The 20,533-nt window shown below is 42.4% G+C and carries 18 protein-coding genes; 13 read left to right on the forward strand and 5 right to left on the reverse strand.

Going from position 1 to position 20,533, the window contains the following annotated elements; genetic code table 11:
• Nucleotides 1–98 precede the first annotated feature (98 nt).
• The 5 genes from H70737_RS08690 (at nt 99) to H70737_RS08710 (ending at nt 5,991) form a co-directional block, all read left to right on the forward strand.
• Nucleotides 99–866, forward strand: a complete 768-nt coding sequence (locus H70737_RS08690; protein WP_042186415.1) for an AraC family transcriptional regulator — start codon at nt 99–101, stop codon at nt 864–866.
• 142 nt (nt 867–1,008) lie between these two features.
• Nucleotides 1,009–1,890 carry an AraC family transcriptional regulator gene (locus tag H70737_RS08695; protein ID WP_042186417.1) on the forward strand — a complete coding sequence of 294 codons (882 nt, stop codon included), beginning with the start codon at nt 1,009–1,011 and terminating at the stop codon, nt 1,888–1,890.
• A 132-nt stretch (nt 1,891–2,022) separates the two neighbouring features.
• The gene (locus H70737_RS08700) at nt 2,023–3,447 is read left to right on the forward strand and encodes a family 1 glycosylhydrolase (protein ID WP_042186419.1); all 1,425 of its coding nucleotides are present in this window, start codon (nt 2,023–2,025) and stop codon (nt 3,445–3,447) included.
• Complete coding sequence (locus tag H70737_RS08705) at nt 3,422–5,476, forward strand: beta-glucoside-specific PTS transporter subunit IIABC (protein WP_197071276.1); 2,055 nt, start codon at nt 3,422–3,424, stop codon at nt 5,474–5,476. Before H70737_RS08700 ends, H70737_RS08705 begins: the two co-directional genes overlap by 26 nt.
• A 176-nt stretch (nt 5,477–5,652) precedes the next feature.
• Nucleotides 5,653–5,991, forward strand: a complete 339-nt coding sequence (locus tag H70737_RS08710; protein ID WP_042186421.1) for a hypothetical protein — start codon at nt 5,653–5,655, stop codon at nt 5,989–5,991.
• Nucleotides 5,992–6,007: 16 nt separating this feature from the next.
• Here H70737_RS08710 and H70737_RS08715 read toward each other — a convergent pair whose 3' ends face one another.
• A complete protein-coding gene (locus H70737_RS08715; RefSeq protein ID WP_042186423.1) occupies nt 6,008–6,697 on the reverse strand; it encodes a Crp/Fnr family transcriptional regulator in 690 nt (229 codons plus the stop codon).
• Nucleotides 6,698–6,777: 80 nt separating this feature from the next.
• Between H70737_RS08715 and H70737_RS08720 the strand changes: the two genes are divergently transcribed.
• Nucleotides 6,778–7,536: an HAD-IIB family hydrolase gene (locus H70737_RS08720; protein ID WP_042186425.1), complete on the forward strand. Its 759-nt coding sequence runs from the start codon at nt 6,778–6,780 to the stop codon at nt 7,534–7,536.
• A 117-nt stretch (nt 7,537–7,653) separates the two neighbouring features.
• Here the strand turns inward: H70737_RS08720 and H70737_RS08725 are convergent, their stop codons facing one another.
• The 4 genes from H70737_RS08725 to H70737_RS08740 all read right to left on the reverse strand — a co-directional run bounded on the left by H70737_RS08725 (nt 7,654) and on the right by H70737_RS08740 (nt 11,444).
• Nucleotides 7,654–8,853, reverse strand: coding sequence for an MFS transporter (locus H70737_RS08725; protein WP_042193534.1), 1,200 nt, complete (start codon nt 8,851–8,853; stop codon nt 7,654–7,656).
• Nucleotides 8,854–8,919: 66 nt separating this feature from the next.
• Nucleotides 8,920–9,537 carry a sugar O-acetyltransferase gene (locus tag H70737_RS08730; RefSeq protein WP_042186427.1) on the reverse strand — a complete coding sequence of 206 codons (618 nt, stop codon included), beginning with the start codon at nt 9,535–9,537 and terminating at the stop codon, nt 8,920–8,922.
• Between the two features lie 74 nt (nt 9,538–9,611).
• Nucleotides 9,612–10,568 (reverse strand): ROK family protein, encoded by a 957-nt coding sequence (locus H70737_RS08735; protein WP_081951268.1) that lies wholly within the window; start codon nt 10,566–10,568, stop codon nt 9,612–9,614.
• Between the two features lie 366 nt (nt 10,569–10,934).
• Nucleotides 10,935–11,444 carry a GNAT family N-acetyltransferase gene (locus H70737_RS08740; RefSeq protein WP_042186429.1) on the reverse strand — a complete coding sequence of 170 codons (510 nt, stop codon included), beginning with the start codon at nt 11,442–11,444 and terminating at the stop codon, nt 10,935–10,937.
• 124 nt (nt 11,445–11,568) lie between these two features.
• Here H70737_RS08740 and H70737_RS08745 point away from each other — a divergent pair, with 124 nt between their 5' ends.
• The 7 genes from H70737_RS08745 to H70737_RS08775 all read left to right on the forward strand — a co-directional run bounded on the left by H70737_RS08745 (nt 11,569) and on the right by H70737_RS08775 (nt 20,344).
• A complete protein-coding gene (locus H70737_RS08745) occupies nt 11,569–12,426 on the forward strand; it encodes a LysR family transcriptional regulator (RefSeq protein ID WP_042186431.1) in 858 nt (285 codons plus the stop codon).
• A gap of 141 nt (nt 12,427–12,567) precedes the next feature.
• Nucleotides 12,568–13,173, forward strand: coding sequence for an RNA polymerase sigma factor (locus H70737_RS08750; protein ID WP_042186433.1), 606 nt, complete (start codon nt 12,568–12,570; stop codon nt 13,171–13,173).
• Nucleotides 13,170–13,994 carry a hypothetical protein gene (locus H70737_RS08755; protein ID WP_042186435.1) on the forward strand — a complete coding sequence of 275 codons (825 nt, stop codon included), beginning with the start codon at nt 13,170–13,172 and terminating at the stop codon, nt 13,992–13,994. The genes H70737_RS08750 and H70737_RS08755 overlap by 4 nt, the downstream gene beginning before the upstream one ends.
• Nucleotides 13,984–14,847: an ABC transporter ATP-binding protein gene (locus H70737_RS08760; RefSeq protein WP_042186437.1), complete on the forward strand. Its 864-nt coding sequence runs from the start codon at nt 13,984–13,986 to the stop codon at nt 14,845–14,847. The genes H70737_RS08755 and H70737_RS08760 overlap by 11 nt, the downstream gene beginning before the upstream one ends.
• A gap of 5 nt (nt 14,848–14,852) precedes the next feature.
• Nucleotides 14,853–15,980, forward strand: a complete 1,128-nt coding sequence (locus tag H70737_RS08765; RefSeq protein ID WP_042186439.1) for an ABC transporter permease — start codon at nt 14,853–14,855, stop codon at nt 15,978–15,980.
• Nucleotides 15,981–16,148: 168 nt separating this feature from the next.
• Nucleotides 16,149–19,235 carry a hybrid sensor histidine kinase/response regulator gene (locus H70737_RS08770; RefSeq protein WP_042186441.1) on the forward strand — a complete coding sequence of 1,029 codons (3,087 nt, stop codon included), beginning with the start codon at nt 16,149–16,151 and terminating at the stop codon, nt 19,233–19,235.
• On the forward strand, nt 19,232–20,344 hold the full coding sequence (locus H70737_RS08775) for a response regulator (RefSeq protein WP_042186443.1): 1,113 nt from the start codon (nt 19,232–19,234) through the stop codon (nt 20,342–20,344). Before H70737_RS08770 ends, H70737_RS08775 begins: the two co-directional genes overlap by 4 nt.
• The last annotated feature ends 189 nt before the right edge of the window (nt 20,345–20,533 follow it).

The following is a 20,533-nucleotide window of genomic DNA, read 5'->3' on the forward strand; positions in this document are numbered from 1 at the left end:
TCCCTTGATGGTTATGAATTGAATTTTAAGTCCGAAAGGGCTAGAATTATACTAAATTATTTAGGATATTATCAAAATTTTTAGGTGAGGTAACAAGTATGGATCAACTTAAAGGACAACATAAACTACCGGAATATTGGTCCACACGTTCTGTGGATCTGTCAGAGGGATTTGTCCATCCTCCGCTGGATTATGAACAAGAGCTTTTGGAAGCTATCCGACTTGGTGACGAGAACCGGGCACTGGAAGCACTGCATAGAATTAACGCAATGGAAGCTGCTACGCTAGCCCGATATCCGCTGCGCTCCAAGAAAAACGCTATGATTGCATCCTGCACCTTGTTTACACGTGCGATTATCCGGGGTGGTGTTGACCCTGAGACAGCTTTTCAGCTGAGTGATACGTTCATCCGTTCGGTTGAAGCTACGACAGAGCTTGAGGCACTTCATCGATACGAATATGAAATGGTCCTGCAATTCATTACAGTGATGCGCCAGCAGAAGGAGAACCTTCATTATTCACATATTGTCAATCTATCCGTATATTTTATACGCGAGCATTTGTTTCAAGATTTGAACCTTAGCCTGATCTCCCGGCATGTTGGTGTGCATCCCAGTTATTTGTCCGACCGCTTCAAGCGTGAAACGGGTATGCCGCTCACGGAATTTATCAACCGGCGTAGAATTGAGGAATCGCAGTCGATCCTCATTCACACAAATCAGTCTATTTCCGAAATCGCTTTGATGTTTAAATTTTGCAGCCAAAGTTACTATACACAGTTATTTAAAAAATACACTGGCTTGACCCCCAAGCAGTTTCGTCGGGACGGTGGAGCAATTACGAAATGTGAGAAATTGAATCATTAACGATCCCTAAAATTTGCTGTCCATGCTTCCCTGGTTGGGTAATGGATAGCTCTTTTTACGTTTCAGCTTCAATAGCCAAACTCGCCTTTGTCCGCTATAAATGAGATTATAAATCCACTAAATAAGTAAGAGAGATGATCAGATGGCCATTTATTTGGAATTCCCACGACTGGATAAAGCCTTTCCGTACCGCTGTATTGAGAACGATGGCAGTATATTAACTACACCACATTGGCATAAGGAAATGGAAATTATCTGGATTGTTAAAGGGAAAGTGAACCTTGGAGTAAATGACCAGCCGATGCAGCTAAAAGAAAATGAGTTCGTCTTCATCAAAGGTGGAGATATTCATTATGTGATGGCTTCACCTAAAAGTGAGCGGCTGGTCTTCCAATTTGACCTTAGTTTTTTTCAGGACGTGATGGTTCTGAAAAACACACCTTTTACACTAGAGGAGCTGTTTGCCTCAATTGAACCGTATTCCACGTTCTGGAGACCGGATATTCAGAAGAAAATTGTTCAGTTATTAAATAAGCTATACCAGGAAGGCAAGGAACAACAGATCGGTTACGCATATGCTATCAAAAGCCTTTTGTGTGAGCTGATCACTGTAATGTATCGCGAACTGGATCATTTTAAACCGCGTATGGTCAGTAATAAGCCTTATTCCCGTGAAATTCTCGAGCAGTTGTCCATGGTCTTTCAGTATGTGGAGAAAAACTATACCCATCCTATAAAACTTGCGGATGCTGCCAAGATTCTAGGCTTCACCCCATCGTATTTCACAAAATTCTTTAAGAAGCATACCGGCAAAACCTTTGTTACCTTTTTGAATGAATACCGAATTGATAAGGCGAAGTGGATTCTCCTCAATGAAGATGATCCTGTGACGGAGATTGCCGGTAAGGTAGGCTTCGGAAGCACGAAGACTTTCTATCGTTTGTTCAAGGAAAGTATTGGTATCGCTCCTCTGCAATATAAAAGCTCAACCATCAAAGTTGCCTTTGGACAGGACCAAATATGAGAACAATTTGATGAAATCAAGGGATTCATTCTCTTCTAGCAAGCCTTATTATAGGCATATGCAACAAAAGAAAACAGGTTGGTGCTTATAAATGAGAGCATTTACAAACTGTTAGCAACTTGGAGGTTTATTATGAAATTATCCCGAGATTTCCTGTGGGGTGGCGCTATTTCGGCTATCCAGACCGAGGGTGCGCATTTGGAGGATGGCAAAGGTCTATCCAATTTCGATGTTCTGCCCATGAATGACCGTCGTTTGAAAGACGTAATGATGGACGAAGATAATATTTTTACAGAAGAGGGCCAACATTATCCGAGCCATACGGGGATTCATTTCCGAGAACATTACAAAGATGATATCGCAATGCTGGCGGAAATGGGCATCAATGCATTCCGATTCTCCATCTCTTGGCCGCGACTATTCCCGAATGGGGATGAAGCTATTGCGCTGGAGTCAGGCCTCGCATTTTATGAGAGCATATTGGACGAGCTAGAGAAACACAACATTGAGCCAGTGATTACCATCAGTCACTTTGACTTGCCGATGCATTTAGTTGAGCATTATGGGGGCTGGGCAAACCGCCTAGTGGTTGGTTTTTACGTTAATTATGCCAAGACACTGCTCAGCCGATTTGGACACAGAGTGAAATATTGGATTCCATTTAATGAGATGAATATGGTCCTTCATATCCCTTTTATAGGAGGGGGCTTAACCTTTACAGCGGCTGATAACAAGCTGGAGAAAAAATATCAGGCTGCGCATCATCAGCTTCTGGCTAACGCTCTGACAGTGGAAGCAGGCAAGCAAATGGTTCCGGGCATCCAGTTCGGTTGTATGTTAGCGGCTGGCAAAACGTATCCTTATACATGCAAGCCGGAGGATGTATTCGCTTCTCTGGAAAGTGACAAACATACACTATTCTTCTCCGATGTGCAGGTATACGGCAAATATCCAAATTATATCGCACCGTATTTTGCTAAGCACAAGATCAACATTCACACGGAACCAGAGGATTTTGAAATCCTGAAGAACAATACCGTAGACTTTGTCTCTTTCAGCTATTACTCAAGCGCTTGTACGGCAGCATCCACGGAAGGACTGGAGACTCGTCGTACGAATGGTTTTGAGACGGTAAAAAATCCATATCTACCACCTAGTGGAAGTGTCTGGCAAATAGATCCGATTGGACTTCGTATAACAATGAATCAATTGTATGATCGTTACCGAATTCCTTTGTTTATCGTCGAGAATGGACTTGGAATCGCTGATGAACCGGATGAGGATTTTCATATTCAAGATGATTACCGGATTGAATACCTGTCCGATCATTTACGCAACATGAAGGATGCCGTGGAACAGGACGGAGTAGAGCTAATTGGCTATATGTCATGGGGTTGCATCGACTTGGTCAGTGTAAGTGAGGGCAAAATGTCCAAACGTTACGGATATATTTATGTGGACGCTGATGACTACGGCAAAGGTACTTTTAAACGGTATAAAAAAGCCAGTTACCACTGGTATAAAAAGGTGATTGAATCAGGCGGCGAGTGCCTCTAAAGAGTTGTCTGTATACGGAAGCGGCGGTCCTCTGGAAGAGGACTTGCGGCTCCGTTATTTTCAAAACGTTCGAATGGAAACGGTTAAAGGGGAAGAGCATATGAAAAAAGACTACAAACAAATTGCTGAACAAATCATACATCTGGTCGGTGGGAAGGGAAATATTATTGATCTGGAACATTGCATGACTCGCTTGCGGTTCCGTTTAAAAGACAATGATAAAGCCGACAAGGAACAGTTGAACCGGATGGAAGCGGTAGCGGGAGTGAACGTAACGTCCGACCAATATCAGGTTATTATCGGTAATGAAGTAAATGCTGTTTATAAAGAAATTATTGATCTTAATGTGCAGAGTGCTGATGACAGCGGTTCCGGCAAGCCTTCGGGGGACGGCAAGACCAAGGGAGTCTTTGGCCGGATCATTGATACGATTACCGGTTGTATGACACCAATGATTCCGGCTTTAACGGCTGCAGGGATGATCAAAGTCATTCTGTCACTGTTGACTACCTTCGATCTGATGTCTCCAGAAGCAGACACCTATCGAATCTTGGATATTATCGGGGATGCTGCATTCTATTTCATGCCGATTCTGCTAGCGGTTAGTGCTTCCCGGAAATTCAGAGTGAATACTTCAGTTGCAGTTATCGTCGCTGGTGTTCTACTCCATCCTAACTTCTCTTCCTGGGTGGCTTCCAAGGATCCGATATCCTTCCTAGGAATGACGGTTCCATCTGTCATTTATGCAGCCTCAGTCATTCCTGTCCTGCTGACAGTATGGATGATGTCCTATATTGAGAAATATATAGACCGAATCGTTCCTAATATGCTGAAAATTCTGTTGAATCCAACGCTGCTGCTGCTGATCAGCGCACCTTTGGCCCTAATTGTTGTCGGACCGCTGGGGAATTATGCCGGACAAGGACTGGCTTATGTGATTGAATTGATGCAAGGTACGCTCGGTTTTGTCATGGTGGCTCTTCTCGCCGCAGCATTCCCGTTCATTGTTATGACCGGGATGCACCATGCGCTCACACCGATTTTTATCTCTGCCTTCGCAGCCACGGGGCAGGAAGCCCTAATTCTGGTGGCTCAGGTCTGCGCGAACCTTGCTCAGGGTGGAGCTACACTGGCGGTTGCCATTCGCTCTAAGAGCAAATCAATGAAGCAGCTGGCCTCGGCATCATGGATTTCTTCCATGATGGGCATCACAGAACCAGCCTTGTATGGTGTAACCTTGAAGTTGAAGAAACCGATGATTGCCGCCGCCATCTCAGCGGGTATCGCGGGCTGCTTCGCTGGGATTGTACATGTTACCTTGTATGTACCTCAGAACAACCTTATGGCTCTGCTTGCTTTTTCCGGTGAGAGGGGAACTTCAAACATTATATACGGTGTGATTATGATGGTTATTTCCTTTGCCGCCGCATTTCTATTGTGCCTCATACTCGGTTTCAAAGATGTTGAGGACGATAAGCTGGTATCAGCTTCAGCTTCGGAGTCCGTTGACAAGCCCGTGCAGGATTGGGTAAACAATGAAGCAACCCTCAGTGCTGACGAAACAGAAAAGGTTAATGCTACATTGTTGTCCAGTCCAATGACAGGTAGCGTATTGCCGCTCTCAGCCGTACCGGATGAGGCGTTTGCGAGTGGGGCGATGGGCAAAGGACTGGCGCTTGAGCCTTCCTTAGGGCAGGTAGCTTCGCCTATTGGCGGTACAGTTGCTACCCTGGCTAAATCGAAGCATGCTATCGCCATTGTTGGCCATGATGGTACAGAAGTACTAATTCATGTGGGTATAGATACGGTTAAGCTGAAAGGTAAATACTTCAATACTTTGGTTCAGCCGGGTGACACGGTGAAGGCAGGCGACATCTTGATGGAAGTTGATCTGGAAAGCATCCGCCGTGAAGGCTTTAGCATTATTACACCGATCATCATTACGAATACAACTGAAACAACAGAAGTCATAAATCAGGCGGGTACTTCTGTGAAGATAAACGAAAAGTTGGCATTGGTTACACATTAATAATAGGAAGTGATAGGGCCGATCCTGCTTTCAATATCCCTCCCAATTAAAGATTTCAAAAGGAGTAAAGCACCCCCAAAAGGACTTTACTCCTTTTTAACATCTAGTCTAAGCTATGTTATTATTACCTTATATTTTCCTATAAATAACAAAATATAGAGTTGGGAGGTTTATGAATGAGAAGTAAGCGTAACTTGATAATGCTGGTATTGTTTGCTTTGACGATTATACTTTCAGCCTGTAATGATAAAAAAGCTGCGATATTGTCAATGGATGAAATACGGGATCTAGCTCAGCAAGGCGAGGCGTTGTCGTGGAAGGATTTTGAAGGTTATCCCTTTGAAGACGTCGGTTCAGGTTTGTACATCCGCAAATATGAAATCAATGATGACTACCATGTATTAGTTGGTGGCGGAAGTGTTGATGCAGCTCCTCTGTATATAAATCTTGTCAAAAGAAACGGAGAAAAGATCAATATCCGTTATGATGACATCGATCATTTTATCCTCAATTAAATGATGGGCTTTTAGGTTATTCAAATCTTATTCCGTTAGATAATTCATCCAAACGCTCCCAGTCGAGTACTACAATTTCTTGCTTAACTTTATATAAAATTTCCATGTCGGTGAGCCGCTGAATGACACGGTTTAAATGGCGGGGAGTAGTCCCAATTAACGAAGCTATATCTGGGATATAGGGTGTCTGAATTTCTTTTCCAAACTCCCGTTGGAGCTGTATCGTTAATAGATAACTTGCAAACCTTTCCTCGACAGCGCCTAGTAAGTTCGTTCGTGATGCGGATGTGCAGGTTAGAAGCTTGTAAGAAAGATGTTTCAGCAATAAATCTTTAAAGCTATGGTTATCCATTAGGTCAGACTCAACCTTTTGTTTCGGGATAAATAAGAGAGAGGTTTGTTGTACCGCTTCCACTTGGGATTGGACCACAACCTCCTGCACGTATTCAATGTCCCCGAATAATGACAAGGGTGAGCAGAACCGTAATAACAAGGATTTTCCCGTTCCCACACTAGAAGAGACCTTAGTACGCCCCTCCACTTGAAAATAAATTCCGTCCAGCTCATCGCCCTCATGCAAAATAATTTCATTCTGCTCATAGACACGTAACTGAATTAAAGCATGTTTTGATGTCGTGAATACTTGATTTAGATTAAATTGGGTAATGTAATGTGCTATAAGATTTGGATCCTGAATAGTTTTCATTGCGTACTCCTTTTTGGACATCGGTCCTTTCTATTATATACGAACTCGTTATTATAGAGAAAAAGGGGAGGATATAGAAGATGAAATTTATTTTTGATTTAGATGGAACCATATGTTTTAGCGGCAAACCTTTGAGTGAACGAATCGTACAAGCCTTGGATACTCTAATTGAAAAAGGACATGAGGTTATTTTTGCGTCAGCCCGGCCTATTCGTGATTTGTTGCCTGTGTTGCCTGCACATATGCACCATTTTTCTATGGTTGGCGGGAATGGTGCATTTATTGCAAAAGGTGGAGAGGTTATTTCGACGATACATTTTGACGCGCAAACTTCGGACATCCTCTTGAAATTAATAGAAGAGTTTAATGCGGCTTATTTGATTGACAGTCACTGGGATTATTCATATTCGGGTTCTGATGATCATCCCATTCGGAGAAATGTAGATCCAGAACAACGCGCCAAAAATGTAAGTGCATCTGAGCTGGATGAGCTTGTGAAAATAGTTATTTTGAATAGCCTAAACGGAGAACAGTTATTAGATCAGCTACATAAACTACCTGTTGTGATTTATAGACATGGTCAAGAGGACATTATAGATATTAGCCCTAAAGGCATAAATAAATGGACAGGATTACAACAATTAGGCGTAGAAATGCAGCAATTTATTGCTTTTGGTAACGATGCTAACGACATAGAAATGTTTAGACATTCCGCTCATTCAGTTTGTGTTGGAGAACACACAGAGCTTGGTGAATTGGCAACGGAAAAGGTGAGCAACGAAGAGGAACAAATTGTTAGAAAAATACTGGAGCTGATGAGTGGGCTGCAGATCGCTTAGTCCATCAACTGATGATCTTAGCTCGCCGTTCGGTGCAGCACATACAGGGAAGCTATAATTGAAATCCAAAAAACCTGCCGATTAAAACGACAGGTTTTTTAAGTATTATAGATGAGGTTAGATAAGTTCTTGGCGGCGATGTAAATAACGATATAGAATACAACCGGATATCGCGCATATCGCTGCACATAATCCGATAAAACCATAACCGGCTTGAAGTCCGCGTAATAAGCCTATTTGCGTCTCTGCACCGTAAAGCCGCTTCACGCCTTCGATCACAGCACCTATAGCATAGTTACCAATCACGCTACCTACTCCCATTAACGTGACTGTAAATGTGATGGCGGTGTCGCTACCATGTGGATATCTTTTGGCGATAAAAGCCATAACCGTAGGATAAATCATCGCAATCCCGATTCCTGCAGCGGCAAATAGAAATGCGAGCTTTTCTCCACCCAAAATTGCGGCAAACGTACACAGGGCAGAGAAGGCTGAAAAGATGATAAGCGATAGGTTAAATCCAATCTTATCAGTAACCGGCCCCAGCAGGAGCCTTGCTAACGAGAAGCAGAGAAAGAAGGTAGACAGCATCCCAGATGCAGTAACCGTATCCCACAGGTATGCTTTTTCAAGGAAATTTACGAGCCATCCGCCTACAGCAAGCTCCGACACTACTCCGAAGGAAAGGATAAGAACCATTAGCCATAAAGCAGGGTCACGGACAAGTGTTTTTAAGGGAATACGGTCTTCATGTGGAAGATCGTCACCTGGAAAAGTACTCCGTAAGGCAAATAGTATAGGCAGTAAAGATAAGCTAAGCATTATTAGATACATTCCGCGCCAATCCAGAGTATGACCGAATATACTTACTGTCATCAGCCCTGTTGCCATTAGTGGAGCTAACGTGGAACTAAACCCGTAAAAGAAATGGGATAAGTTCATCATCGTCCCGGTATTTTTAACGAAGATACGTGCTCCCAGAATGGCAAGTCCAATCTCAAGCATTCCGTTTCCAATATACATCAGGAAGTATGAAGCCGAGAAGAGGGGATAGCTATGGGAGATGTAAATTAGAACGCCAGAGAATATCATGGATGCGAAAGCGATAATACTGACAGCCTTGATCCCCCACTTACGAACCAATACAGCTGTGAAGGAACAGGCGATCAAATAACCTAGTGCGTTTAGGGATAGAAGGGTACCCAGCTGCTTTTCGTCCAGACTGAAGTCAAACTGAATTCTTGGAATGGCTGGCCCTTTAATATTTTCCGATATCCCAAACACAATAAACCCCAAAAAGATCGTAGCCAATTGCATGGCATAAACCTTATTAAATCCGCCAAAACGCTTTTTCAACGTGAGAACCTCCAGAATCGGGTATCTTTATTGCTCGATGTCTCTGTAGTACTCTTCTTTAAGCTTCTCCCAGTGTTGTTTATCGTCCTCTGTAATTTCTCTTAGCACTCTGCAAGGATTCCCCACTGCGATTACATTGTCAGGTATATCTTTAGTCACGACAGAGCCTGCGCCGATGATTACATTGTTGCCGATATTTACCCCGGGATTGATAACGGCATTTCCGCCAACCCAGACATTGTTTCCAATGGTAATCGGTGTACCGAATTCGAGCAGACTAATACGAACGTCCGCATCTATAGGGTGGCCAGCGGTATATACGCTTACTCTAGGTCCAAAGAGGACATTCTCACCTATCGTTACTTTTGCTACGTCCAGGATAATGCAGTCGAAATTGGCGTAAAAGTTATTTCCGACAGTAATATTGCTGCCATAATCGCAGCGGAAAGGTGGCTCAATATGCAACGATTCACCCGTAGACTCGAATAATTGCTTAAGTAATTCTACTCTATATTCGCCTTGTTCTTCCGTCGTATTGTTAAATAAACGAGTGAGCATTCTGGATCTTTTACTATCTCTAGCTAATTCTTCTCCACCAGCCATGTAAAGCTTTCCTGCAATCATATTCTCTTTGTTTGTTGCCATTCGTAATTCCTCCTGAAGTTCTTGTTGGTTTTAGATCCAATCCATGATGCAAATGTTAGGGTCATAAAAAATACTTACCGCCGCTTCTCAACCAGCTGCAACGAATAGGTCAAGCTTTCCAGCGTGATCGCAATTAATCCGTTCATGTAATAATCATCAGGGTGATCCAGCACAATTAGATGAGGCATATGCTCTTCTGGAATGAACGCCAGACAACTTTGATAGATATGTGGCACATCCTCTTGTCTAACTTGTTCACCTGTGAGCGCAATCGTCTCAGGGTTAATAACTGCCGTCAATGAAGCGATGGTATGAGCTGCCAATGGGATAAACGTTTCTGTCTGCCCCAAACGAATGAATTGCTCGTCACGCGAGATTCCAAACGGTAAAAATGAGACTTCGCCCGCGAATCTAGTATTGCCTTTGTGGATATGCCCGTCGATCATCATCCCTGCACCTGGAAAGGCACCTTTGATAAAGGTCAACACGACGATGGTCTTATCCTCTTCGTAATCCTGCTGTTTATAGAATCCGTAAACGGTTAGATTCATGTCATTTTCAACTGTGACTTCAACCTCGTATTTCTCTCTGAGGAGTGACTCTAAGGGAGCGTGAATTAATGTGTTGATATCACAAATATTGATGACGCCTCGGTGAACCAGTCCCGGGATTCCAATGCCAACGGCTTTGATGTTGTTATAGGCTTGAATTAGTGTGCCTACTAAATGATCAATGGTTGTAGCGTCTATACTCTCAGCCTTGATATATCCATCATCTACACGTTCGCCAACGGAATTTGTTACTGCATAGGTTAAGGATTGTTGGCCATCTTCAATTTTGGCATAGATGCATGCGATGTAGGAGAAATCGACATTATAGATGAATCTTCGGGCCGGCCGGCCTCCATTCGAAGCCTCCAGCTCCGTCTCAATGACTTCACCTGTCTCCATAAGCTCATTCAGAATATTTCCGCAAGTGGCAATACTTAACCCGGTGGCGGTTGCAATCGTTGATTTGGTTCCTTCTTTCATCGATTTCAAGGCTTGCTTGATAAGCTCCTGATTTATCTTTTTAACACGAATAGAATTGTTTGCGATTTGGTTTATTTTAATCACCTCTAGACTTTTGAAAATGGTTATTAAAAGTGCTGTTAATACTATAACTTGGTGTTTTATAAATGTCTATATTAGTTGAACTTAAGATTTTTCTATTAAGGTAATTGTGTGACTGCGGTGAATGCTTGGACTTCCGGCCGCTGTTGTCCCCAGATTTCTTGATTATATACCGTGTTTCACGGTTGAAATCCGGAGGCAAAGGCGGGCGCTATCGCTCCTACAGTTCCAAGCCTCCCCTCCGCAACTACTCTTCCTTTTAGAATGTTTTTAAGTTCAAAATGTCTAGCCAATAACCTTATAATAAAAAATCGTTGCATGTAATTCACCATTTGCTGATATCGCATAGCTCGGTATACGTCCAGCTTGTATGTAGCCCATTGAAGTATAGAGGAGGTTGGAAGGGTCACCTTCTCTTGTATCAAGCACTATTAAAGACCGGTCTTCCTGCTTAGCTCTGTCTTCAGCCTTTTGCATAAGAGAACGAGCAATACCATTACGACGATAATTAGGGTGTGTCATTAGCTTTGCGATTTCGGCTCGGTGTCTTCCGTTTGCTTTTGTACATAAATGTAGTTGTACACTTCCCACGATAATATCATTCATTGTTGCGACAAAAAGAATCACATCGGGCGCCAAAACATTGTGCCAATATGATGTAGAGTCTGACGGATCTAAGGGTGGTAAAAAACCAATGGAGGCTCCATCCTCCACCACCTGTATTAGAAGCTTTGAAAGCTCATTAATAGATTCCTTAATCGTAAATAATTGTTCGATTCTGACATTGTTAACCATATAAATTCCTCCAGCACTTATAAATTTAAAAATATAGCGAAATCATAACTGAATACATATAATTTGTATAACGAATTTTATAGATCATAATCATTAATATTTTGAATCATAGAGGGTGTTATCCATGGACTTATCTCAATTAGAAGCTTTTTTGGCGGTATGCAGAATTCGAAATTTCACCAAGGCCTCAGAACATCTACATATCTCCCAGTCCGCCGTTACCGCAAGAATAAAAGCTTTAGAAAACTCCGTGGGCAAGGTGCTCCTTACACGTGATAACCGGAATGTTAGCTTAACGCAGGCAGGGATATCTTTTGTTCCATATGCTGAGCGGATGCTTCGTTTGTTTGAAGAGAGTAAGGTGACTCTATCCGAAGAACTGGAGAACTATATCATTTTGAGTGGACCCGGGTCCGTATGGCATTATTATTACCTGCAGCATATTCTTTCATTTAGACGTGATCATCCCAAGGTAGCTATCAAATTCCTAAGTTATATTGATTCTAGCTATATGATACGTGATCTTTTACTGGATGGAATAGTCCAGGTTGCGATTAAATATGACCCGCCGGAACATCCTAAGGTGACCAGACATCTCCTGTTTGAAGATGAGATTATTCTGGTCTCCACACAATTAAGAGAAACACCTGTAAGCAGGGAGGATTTTTTTCAGCGGGAGTATTGTCATTTAGAGTGGGGAGGTCCGTTTCCGGAATGGTTTACTAGTATCGTTGGAGCGGGCTATGTGCCGACACTTCAGACCGATCACTCGATGATTATGCTGGACATGCTGCTACTAGGGGCAGGCTTTGGATTTCTACCACGATCTATAGCACAACCTTATCTCGAGCAACAGAAGCTATTTCAACTTCAATGTGAGTTAGACACACCGATTATAAAGGTTTACGCTCTTTATTTAACTGAGAATGCAGAAGATATTCGTGTACGGCTTGGGCTGGAGATGCTTGGGGTGGATAGGTAAGTTGTATCTGGATTGTATCTTATTTTAGGCTAGTCAGAACCATGTTCTGGGTGGCTTTTTTATGTGGAATTATGGATTCTAGTAAAAATGTACATAGTAGGATGCGTCTAGTTCATAGGTGATTTCGTTATATGTAGTAGAGTGAAAGATTGGAGGGGAAATGAAATTAGCGAGGACAAATGGATCGTAGAAGCACAGCAAGGGAATGAAGCAGCCGTGGAGTTATTAATTCGGCATACCTATAGTGATGTCTATCGATTTATCAGATGGAAAATACATAATGATGAATTAGCTTGGGATCTTGCACAGACCGTATATGAAAAAGCATGGGCCAAGCTCGACAGGTATCAAAATGAACACGGAAGCTTTCGGGCTTGGCTGATGGCAATCGCACAAAATGTCTGCATTGACTATTTTCGCAGTAAAAGTACTCGGCAAGCAGAGTTGAACCAAAGCATATCTGATGAGATCACAGTTGACGAAGATTTTTTAGAAGGCATATTACTTCGTGAAGAGGTTAAAACGGTATACGCCGCAATCTGCTCACTTCCAGACGATCAAAGAGATGCACTCTTTTTAAGGTATAAATATGAATTTACGTTTACAGAAATAGCTGCAATAACCCATGAACCGGAGTCTACAGTGAAATCTAGGGTGAGCCGCTCTTTATTGAAACTACGTGAGCTACTTAAGCAGACCAAGCCAAATGATTTATCCCACCCTTTTAAGAAAGGAGTAAAGAAATGAGCACTCAACGTAACGAACAAGATTACATGAAATTGAATTTACAGCACGAGATGACGTTAGAGGAACTGAATGAGATCGTGACTCATATTAAGTATATTCCTGAACCGCCGCTACTTGACGGTTTTGCAGAAGAAGCAATGAATCGATGGAGAAGCTCTAAGCGAGCTTTACCGGGGCAGGAATCGCCAGTTCCTCTATCGGCTCGGCAACAGATAAAGATTCTTTTTTCACAAGGATGGTGGAGAGAGCTTGTACTTGGCGTGATCTTGTTTGTAATTGGATATCTAGTTTTAAGTGTTACAGAGATGGTCAGTCCTATGTTTATTTTGTCTATTGTGGGTTGCATGCCTTTACTGGTGGTCGTCTCCCATACGGCGCGTAATACACTCTGTGGGATGGGTGAACTTGCACGGAGCTTTCGAATCCCTCTGCATAAGTATGTACAAGCACGCTTCCTTATAGCAGGTGTGATTTCAATACTGCTTAACCTTAGTGTTACCGCAATGGCATTCCCAGTAAGGGATCATGAACAGGTGTTCCGTACAACACTGTTATGGTTTATTCCGATTCTAATCAATGGGGCTGCAGCGTTAGTATTGTCTGGGCAGATCCGTAATTTTAGACATCTGACGACTGTGCTCTCCATGCTGCCTTTTTTTTGGATGCTTCTCTTTTCAGGAGAAGTGGTAGCGAACTGGGCAACCTCCGTCCAATTACTTGGATTGATGGGACTCACTATTCTGTCAGTAGCTATTTTTACGGTGGCTATGATCTTTCAATCCAGAGTGCTGAGAAAAGGAGGTTTTCTGATTGGAGCTTAAGCTGCAGGGTATCGAACATAATTTCGGCAAGAAGCGGATTCTGAATAGCACTAACCTTACTATGTCTCCTGGTGTGTATGGCCTTCTAGGTCCCAACGGAACAGGAAAAACGACATTGATGCGTATTGTAGCAGATGTTCTATATCCAACTCGTGGAAAGGTACTGCTGAATGAACAGAACAAGGATGAGATGGGGGATTTGTACCGGGCTCAGATTGGTTATTTGCCACAAGATCTGGGGATGTACAATCATTTTTCAGCTCGCGATTTCTTGTATTATGTTGCCGCTCTAAAGGGGCTGTCCAAGAAGGAGGCAGGCGACCGTATAGAGGTGTTGGCTCAAACGGTGAATCTATCTGGAGAGATGGATAAAAAATGCGGAAAGTATTCCGGCGGCATGAAGCGTAGACTCGGCATCGCTCAAGCTTTGCTTAATCATCCGAGCATTCTCATTCTGGATGAACCGACGGTAGGGTTAGATCCTATGGAACGCGTGCGATTTCGTAATCTGATTTCTGAAATTTCAGCTGAGCGTATTGTTATTTTGTCAACCCACATCGTTTCCGATGTCGATCATATCGCCAAGCAGGTGCTTCTGATGGGGCGAGGAGAGCTACTCCGTCAAGGAACGATTAAGGACTTGACCTTTGATTTGGAAGGGGAGGTTTGGGAGGCAGATGTCCCTGGACGGATGCTCGCTCAAATCGAAGAAAAGGGTACTGTGGTTAACGTACAGCAGACAGATAACGGATTAGCGCTTCGGGTAGTTAGTAAAGATCCACCATGTGAGGACGCAAGGTTAGTGAATCCTTCACTAGAGGATGTATATATACACTACTTTCGGAGGGGATAATTCGCATGAGACGTCTGATTATATTTGAGTTCCGTAAAATCATGATTCCTAGAGTCTGGATTTCCATAGCAGGAGGTTTGGCGATTGCAATTTTCTATTTTATCAGCTTCTATCCATCCGGTACAAATAGTCTGTTGGTTGTAAATAAGGAAAAACCCGAAGTTATCGCTGCACATACGGGACCGATTCAACCAGAGTTAGCTCTTAAATACGCACCAAGGCTTAAAGAAGAATATGCCGAGGATAGCGTGGGATCTAAAGAGCAAAAAATGACTCGAATTCTGGAGCAGCGTTATGCAGCTTCGGCTTATAGTCTGGATCTATTCAATAAAAATTTGAACGATTTAAGAGGGCAGAAAGCTCTGCTGGAGAGGCAGGATCAAGGGTCATATGTATTAAAAGATGTTACGAAAAGACTTTCAATGCTGGAAGAAATTCGGCCGCCCGGATTTTATGTGACAAATGACTGGGGATCTCTGTACAGATTTTTTTCAATCCCGGGTGTAGGCAATATTCTGATAGGTCTGATTCTAGTCTTCGCTTTGGCACCACTATATTCCGGTGAGGCAAATTATAGAATGGATTCACTTATTCTATCCAGTAAATATGGAAGATTGAAGATTGTTACTGCAAAATTGTTAGCGGGATTTATAGTAACCGGTGGCTTTGTGACACTTTTTTACGGTGTATGTGTATTATTTTCTTGTTTGCCATTTGGTTTCGTGGGTTGGAATGCGCCCTTGAATAGTTACTTTGTAGAAAGCCCATATAACTTAACCCAGCTTCAGGGCATGCTCTTAAAATATGCCGTAACCTTGCTAGCAGCATGTGGCCTTTTATTATTGACTGCGCTGATCTCCGCTTTGTTTCGGAGCAGTCTAAGTACTCTTGGACTAGCGGCATGTTTAGTCATGTTGCCTTATTTCTCACTGCCAGGTGTTGTTGGTGATTGGATAGATTTTTTGCCATCAGGCGTAATCATGAGCACATCCTTAATCGAAAAATATGTATCTTATAATATTTTTGGTATACCGATATTGCATCTGACCGTCTCCATCGTTTCGGTGATAGTTATAGGTGTGATTGCTACGCTACTCCTTCCAAAGGCGTTTGAACGTCGATTAAAGGCTTGAAATGTAGATAGACGCCTACCTAAGTGCCGATTATACTGAGTAACGTCAGCAAACAATTAGAGTGTCTGGAAGTAACTTACAGGCGGGAATTTGAGAGATTTTTGTGAGAGCAGCGGGGTAGAATGGTAGAATTACTCGCTGGTGAGAGGAGCCTGAAGGTTGAGGACGATGAAATATCGTGGAATAGTTGGGATGGGGTTGTTTTTTATCCTTGCCTTTTCCCTATTAGTAAGTATTATTTCCCCAACGATTCAGGACCAAGATACCCCGGTGGCCAAGCAGGGCGTACTGGATTTGTCGAGCTGGGACTTTGAGAAACAGGGATTAGTTGATCTAGACGGAGAATGGGAGTTTTATGAAAATAAATTACTGAGTCCATCTGAGATTCAGCAAAGTATAGATAAGAAATCTACATATCTATCTGTCCCAGGCACATGGAAAGGCAAGATCATAGAAGATGGAATGGACCGTAAAGGGGCTGGCACCTATCGACTTAAAGTGTTGGTCAAAGATTCGGATGAGATTCTTGGTTTGAAAATAAGAAGTATCCGTATGTCTCAAAAGTTGTTTATCAATGGGAAGCAAGAAGGAGAGGACGGGGTTCCTTCGACGGAAAGTGAGTCATTTAGACCAGGGAATACTCCGTATACTGTATTTTTTCAATCTAATACCCAAGAGATAGAAATTGTAATTCAAGTGTCTAACTTCAACTTTATTACTGGGGGGATCGTGAATTCAATCCCACTGGGCGTGCACACGGATATTACAAAACTGAACAGTATTCAGACGGGTACTGACATTGGAATTATATTGATCCTGGGGATGTTTGGAGCATATCATCTCAGCTTCTATTTCGTTGGGCGTAGAGAAAAGGCCTATTTGCTCAGCGGTTTATATTTGCTTATTCTTTCTTTGAACAATTCTCTATATGGAGAGAAGATATTTCAACAGTTACTACCCCATTTCCCTTTTGAATCAACTTACAAGCTATTGGAAATAAGCCAGTTTGTCGGTTCGATTATCATTATTATGTTTTACTGCTCGGTCGAGTCCCGGTTGATGTCAAGTAAGAGGATGAAGATTGTGTTGTCTCCATTTCTCTTATATCTTGTATCGGTTTTGGTGCTCCCGTATGGTGTACACATTCGTATGAAGTATCTATTCGTAACCTATCTTGGAATCGTTATGGTGGTAATCATAGTCAGAATGATCTATTTATATGTTCGCAGCCAGAGCCAGACGACGGATCGAAAAGAACTATTTTTGTTCATTGGCGGTGCGATTTCGCTCCTGATATTTTTCTTTGATGTAAGTCTTTACTCTGAAAATGTTCTGCAGACCGATTTGGTGGGTAAATGCGGAGTCATTGGTTTTATTGTTTTCTTCAATATTATGTTAGCTGTACGATTCTCAAACACTTATGATAAGACGGAAATGCTGTCCCGTCAGTTGCTAATCTCGAACCAGCTTAAAGATGAATTTCTGATGAACACTTCTCATGAGATCAAAACTCCGCTGCATGGCATTATGAATATGACATCCTTTTTATTAGAAGATGGCGAAGATAATCTGTATCCATTACAGAAACAGAATCTTTGGTTAATTAAGGACACTTCTACAAAGCTGTCAATGCTCATTCAGGATTTGATTGATGTTAGTCTTTTGAAGCATGGAGAATTACGACTACAGCAGACAGTGGTTGATCTAAGGGTGGCTTCACAAATTGTATTTGATGTGTTGCAGTTTGAGCTCGCAGGGAAATCTGTGCGATTAGATAATCAGGTGGAACCCGATGTGTGGGTGCTTGCGGATGATAGTCGATTAAGACAAGTCATGTACAATTTAGTTCACAATGCGATCAAGCATACGGATAAAGGATTTATTACCATAAAAGCTTATGTAGAGGGAAATACAGTATCTGTTACGGTGGAAGATTCAGGAACTGGGATATCCCCTGATATGCATACCGCCATATTTGAATATTTTGAACAAGTCGATAAACCACTTCCGCAAGATGGTTACACAGGAATGGGTGTGGGTCTGTATATTAGCAGAAAGCTAATTGAGCGGATGGGCGGTGAGATTCGGGTGGATTGGTCTGAGGTTGGTCAAGGCACTCGAATGATCTTCACCTTGCCCAAAATCGAGCGGATCCCAGGCTACCGCGAAGTAGCAGCTACAGGGGTGGGGCAGCACGCGCATTTTGAGCAGACCTCGCTTGATATAGTGGATCAGAGTGGATATACGATCTTAATTGTGGATGATGAGGCCTCTAACATTCATATTCTGCTGAATATTTTAAGACGGCATCATTACAATGTAATTACGGCGTTTTCAGCGAATGAAGCAATGGACAAAATGGAGCAGTACCCTAATATGGACCTAGTTATATTAGATGTCATGATGCCGGGGATTTCAGGAATTGAGTTGTGCCGAACGTTGCGGGTGCGTTACTCCATTCTGGATTTACCTATTTTGTTTGCTACAGTAAAAGACGCGCCAACAGATATTGCGCTTGGCTTCAGGGCTGGGGCGAATGATTATATAACTAAACCATTTGATGGAGAAACGCTGATTGCGAGAATTCAAACGCTGATTGCAATGAAGACATCGATACAAGAAGCGATACGAAATGAGTATGCTTTTCATCAAGCGCAAATCAAACCGCATTTTCTGTATAACGCACTGAGCAGTGTGATCTCTTTCTGTTATACAGATGGAGAGAAAGCCGCCTATTTGTTATCCATGTTAAGTCAATACATCCGTTATATTCTCGATATGGACCGTTCCACTTTAGTTGTTCCTTTGCACCGGGAGTTAGAGCTGATTCAAGCCTACGTGGAGATCGAAAAAGCGCGTTTTGGAGAACGGTTTGATTTTATTTTTTATATGGATGAGGGTCTGCGTTCTGTTGAAATCCCTTCCTTATGTATTCAGCCATTTGTTGAAAATGCGATCAGACATGGATTGTTTGAAAAAGAGGGTCAGGGCAGAGTTTCGCTCACGGTTCAAGCAGGTAGTAACTATATGAAAGTTATCATCGAAGATGATGGTGTGGGTATGCCAGATGACTTGCTATATCAATTAACTGGAGACGAGCAGCCGGATGGCAGTATTGGAATCCATAACATTCGAAAGCGTCTAGGCGCTATACCCGGAGCTACCCTAACCATTCATTCCGACCTTGGGTTTGGGACCAAAGTAACAATGTATTTACCAGCAAGCCTTGGGGGCATGGAGGGAGAAACACGATGATTCGTGTAGTGATTGTTGAAGATGAGAAGCCAATTTTGAATTTGATGAAGGTACTGATCGGTCGTAATCCAGATTATACCATTAGCGGGGCCTTCTCAAATCCATTAGAGGCACTGGAATGCATACCTGATTTACAACCGGATGTCGTGTTTATAGATGTTGAAATGCCTAAGATGAATGGTATTGAGCTGGCAAGCAGAATTCAGAAGCTGATGCATCAACCGGAAATTGTATTTACAACGGCCTACAAGAATTATGCACTGGAAGCATTCGAGGTTAGTGCACTAGATTATATACTTAAGCCAATAACACCCGAAGCGATCAACAGGGTCACTGAACGACTTATTAAACGAATGAGACCTGCGGTGATCCTAGAGCCAAAGAAAACGGGGCCTATGATCCGCTGTTTTGGCGGATTTGAAGTTTGTGATTCAGAAGGCAAGCCCATTCATTTTCGAACGCGCAGAGCAGAGGAATTATTCGCATATTTTCTATGTAATGCAGGTCGTTATATCAGTAAATGGAGAATAATTGATTTGTTATGGCCAGATATGCAGGATGAGAGAGGGGCATCCAACCTGTATAATACGATTTACCTCTTGAAAAAAATGCTAAAAGAAAAGGGCTTCGTCATGGAAATCCGTAAAATGAATGATGGTTATATGCTGGAGACCGGAAATGAAAGTTATGATGCTCTTGATTATCAAAGGTTTCATTTAGAAATGGCTGAAGGGAAACAAAACACTACTCAAATGGAGCGGCTTTGTTTCTTATATCAGGGGCCCCTGTTGGATGGAAAGCCTTATCTATGGAAGATTTCGCTGGAGGAAGCTTATTGCAAGTATTTTACAACCTGGACTCGATTGCTAGTGGATAGAGATTGTGCTACTCAGGATTGGCATAAAGCGGAGCAACGATTAGAAAAGTTCTTGGGTTTATATCCTCTTCATGAAGAGATGAACCAGCAAATGATTGATATATATGCTAGGCTCGGAAATAAGGATAAGATCGCACGGCTCTATGAGAAATTCGAGATTGCTTATCGTACGGAGCTGGGAATGGTTCCTTCAACAGAGTTTAAAGATTATGTAGCTGCATATCTGGCCTAAAATTTGATGCGGACTTGGTATTTCAAAAGGCGTATGTTACTAGTATCAATGAATCTTCTATAAGTGAATAAATAATATTTTTTAAAAAGCACCCCTTTACGCTATACGGTATCTATATACTGTTAGCGGTAAGGGGATTTTTTTGCGAAACTTTTCTTTTATAAGTTTTTCTACTATCAGCTAACATTT

The organism is Paenibacillus sp. FSL H7-0737 (genome assembly GCF_000758545.1).
GTDB lineage: Bacteria > Bacillota > Bacilli > Paenibacillales > Paenibacillaceae > Paenibacillus_AQ.

Coding starts and splice junctions, on each gene's coding strand:
- H70737_RS08695 (WP_042186417.1), top strand. CDS start 1,009: ATGGCCATTTATTTGGAATTCCCACGACTGGATAAAGCCTTTCCGTAC.
- H70737_RS08775 (WP_042186443.1), top strand. CDS start 19,232: ATGATTCGTGTAGTGATTGTTGAAGATGAGAAGCCAATTTTGAATTTG.
- H70737_RS08770 (WP_042186441.1), top strand. CDS start 16,149: ATGAAATATCGTGGAATAGTTGGGATGGGGTTGTTTTTTATCCTTGCC.
- H70737_RS08690 (WP_042186415.1), top strand. CDS start 99: ATGGATCAACTTAAAGGACAACATAAACTACCGGAATATTGGTCCACA.
- H70737_RS08725 (WP_042193534.1), bottom strand. CDS start 8,853: ATGCAATTGGCTACGATCTTTTTGGGGTTTATTGTGTTTGGGATATCG.
- H70737_RS08765 (WP_042186439.1), top strand. CDS start 14,853: ATGAGACGTCTGATTATATTTGAGTTCCGTAAAATCATGATTCCTAGA.
- H70737_RS08740 (WP_042186429.1), bottom strand. CDS start 11,444: ATGGTTAACAATGTCAGAATCGAACAATTATTTACGATTAAGGAATCT.
- H70737_RS08755 (WP_042186435.1), top strand. CDS start 13,170: ATGAGCACTCAACGTAACGAACAAGATTACATGAAATTGAATTTACAG.
- H70737_RS08735 (WP_081951268.1), bottom strand. CDS start 10,568: ATGAAAGAAGGAACCAAATCAACGATTGCAACCGCCACCGGGTTAAGT.
- H70737_RS08720 (WP_042186425.1), top strand. CDS start 6,778: ATGAAATTTATTTTTGATTTAGATGGAACCATATGTTTTAGCGGCAAA.
- H70737_RS08710 (WP_042186421.1), top strand. CDS start 5,653: ATGAGAAGTAAGCGTAACTTGATAATGCTGGTATTGTTTGCTTTGACG.
- H70737_RS08745 (WP_042186431.1), top strand. CDS start 11,569: ATGGACTTATCTCAATTAGAAGCTTTTTTGGCGGTATGCAGAATTCGA.
- H70737_RS08730 (WP_042186427.1), bottom strand. CDS start 9,537: ATGGCAACAAACAAAGAGAATATGATTGCAGGAAAGCTTTACATGGCT.
- H70737_RS08715 (WP_042186423.1), bottom strand. CDS start 6,697: ATGAAAACTATTCAGGATCCAAATCTTATAGCACATTACATTACCCAA.
- H70737_RS08700 (WP_042186419.1), top strand. CDS start 2,023: ATGAAATTATCCCGAGATTTCCTGTGGGGTGGCGCTATTTCGGCTATC.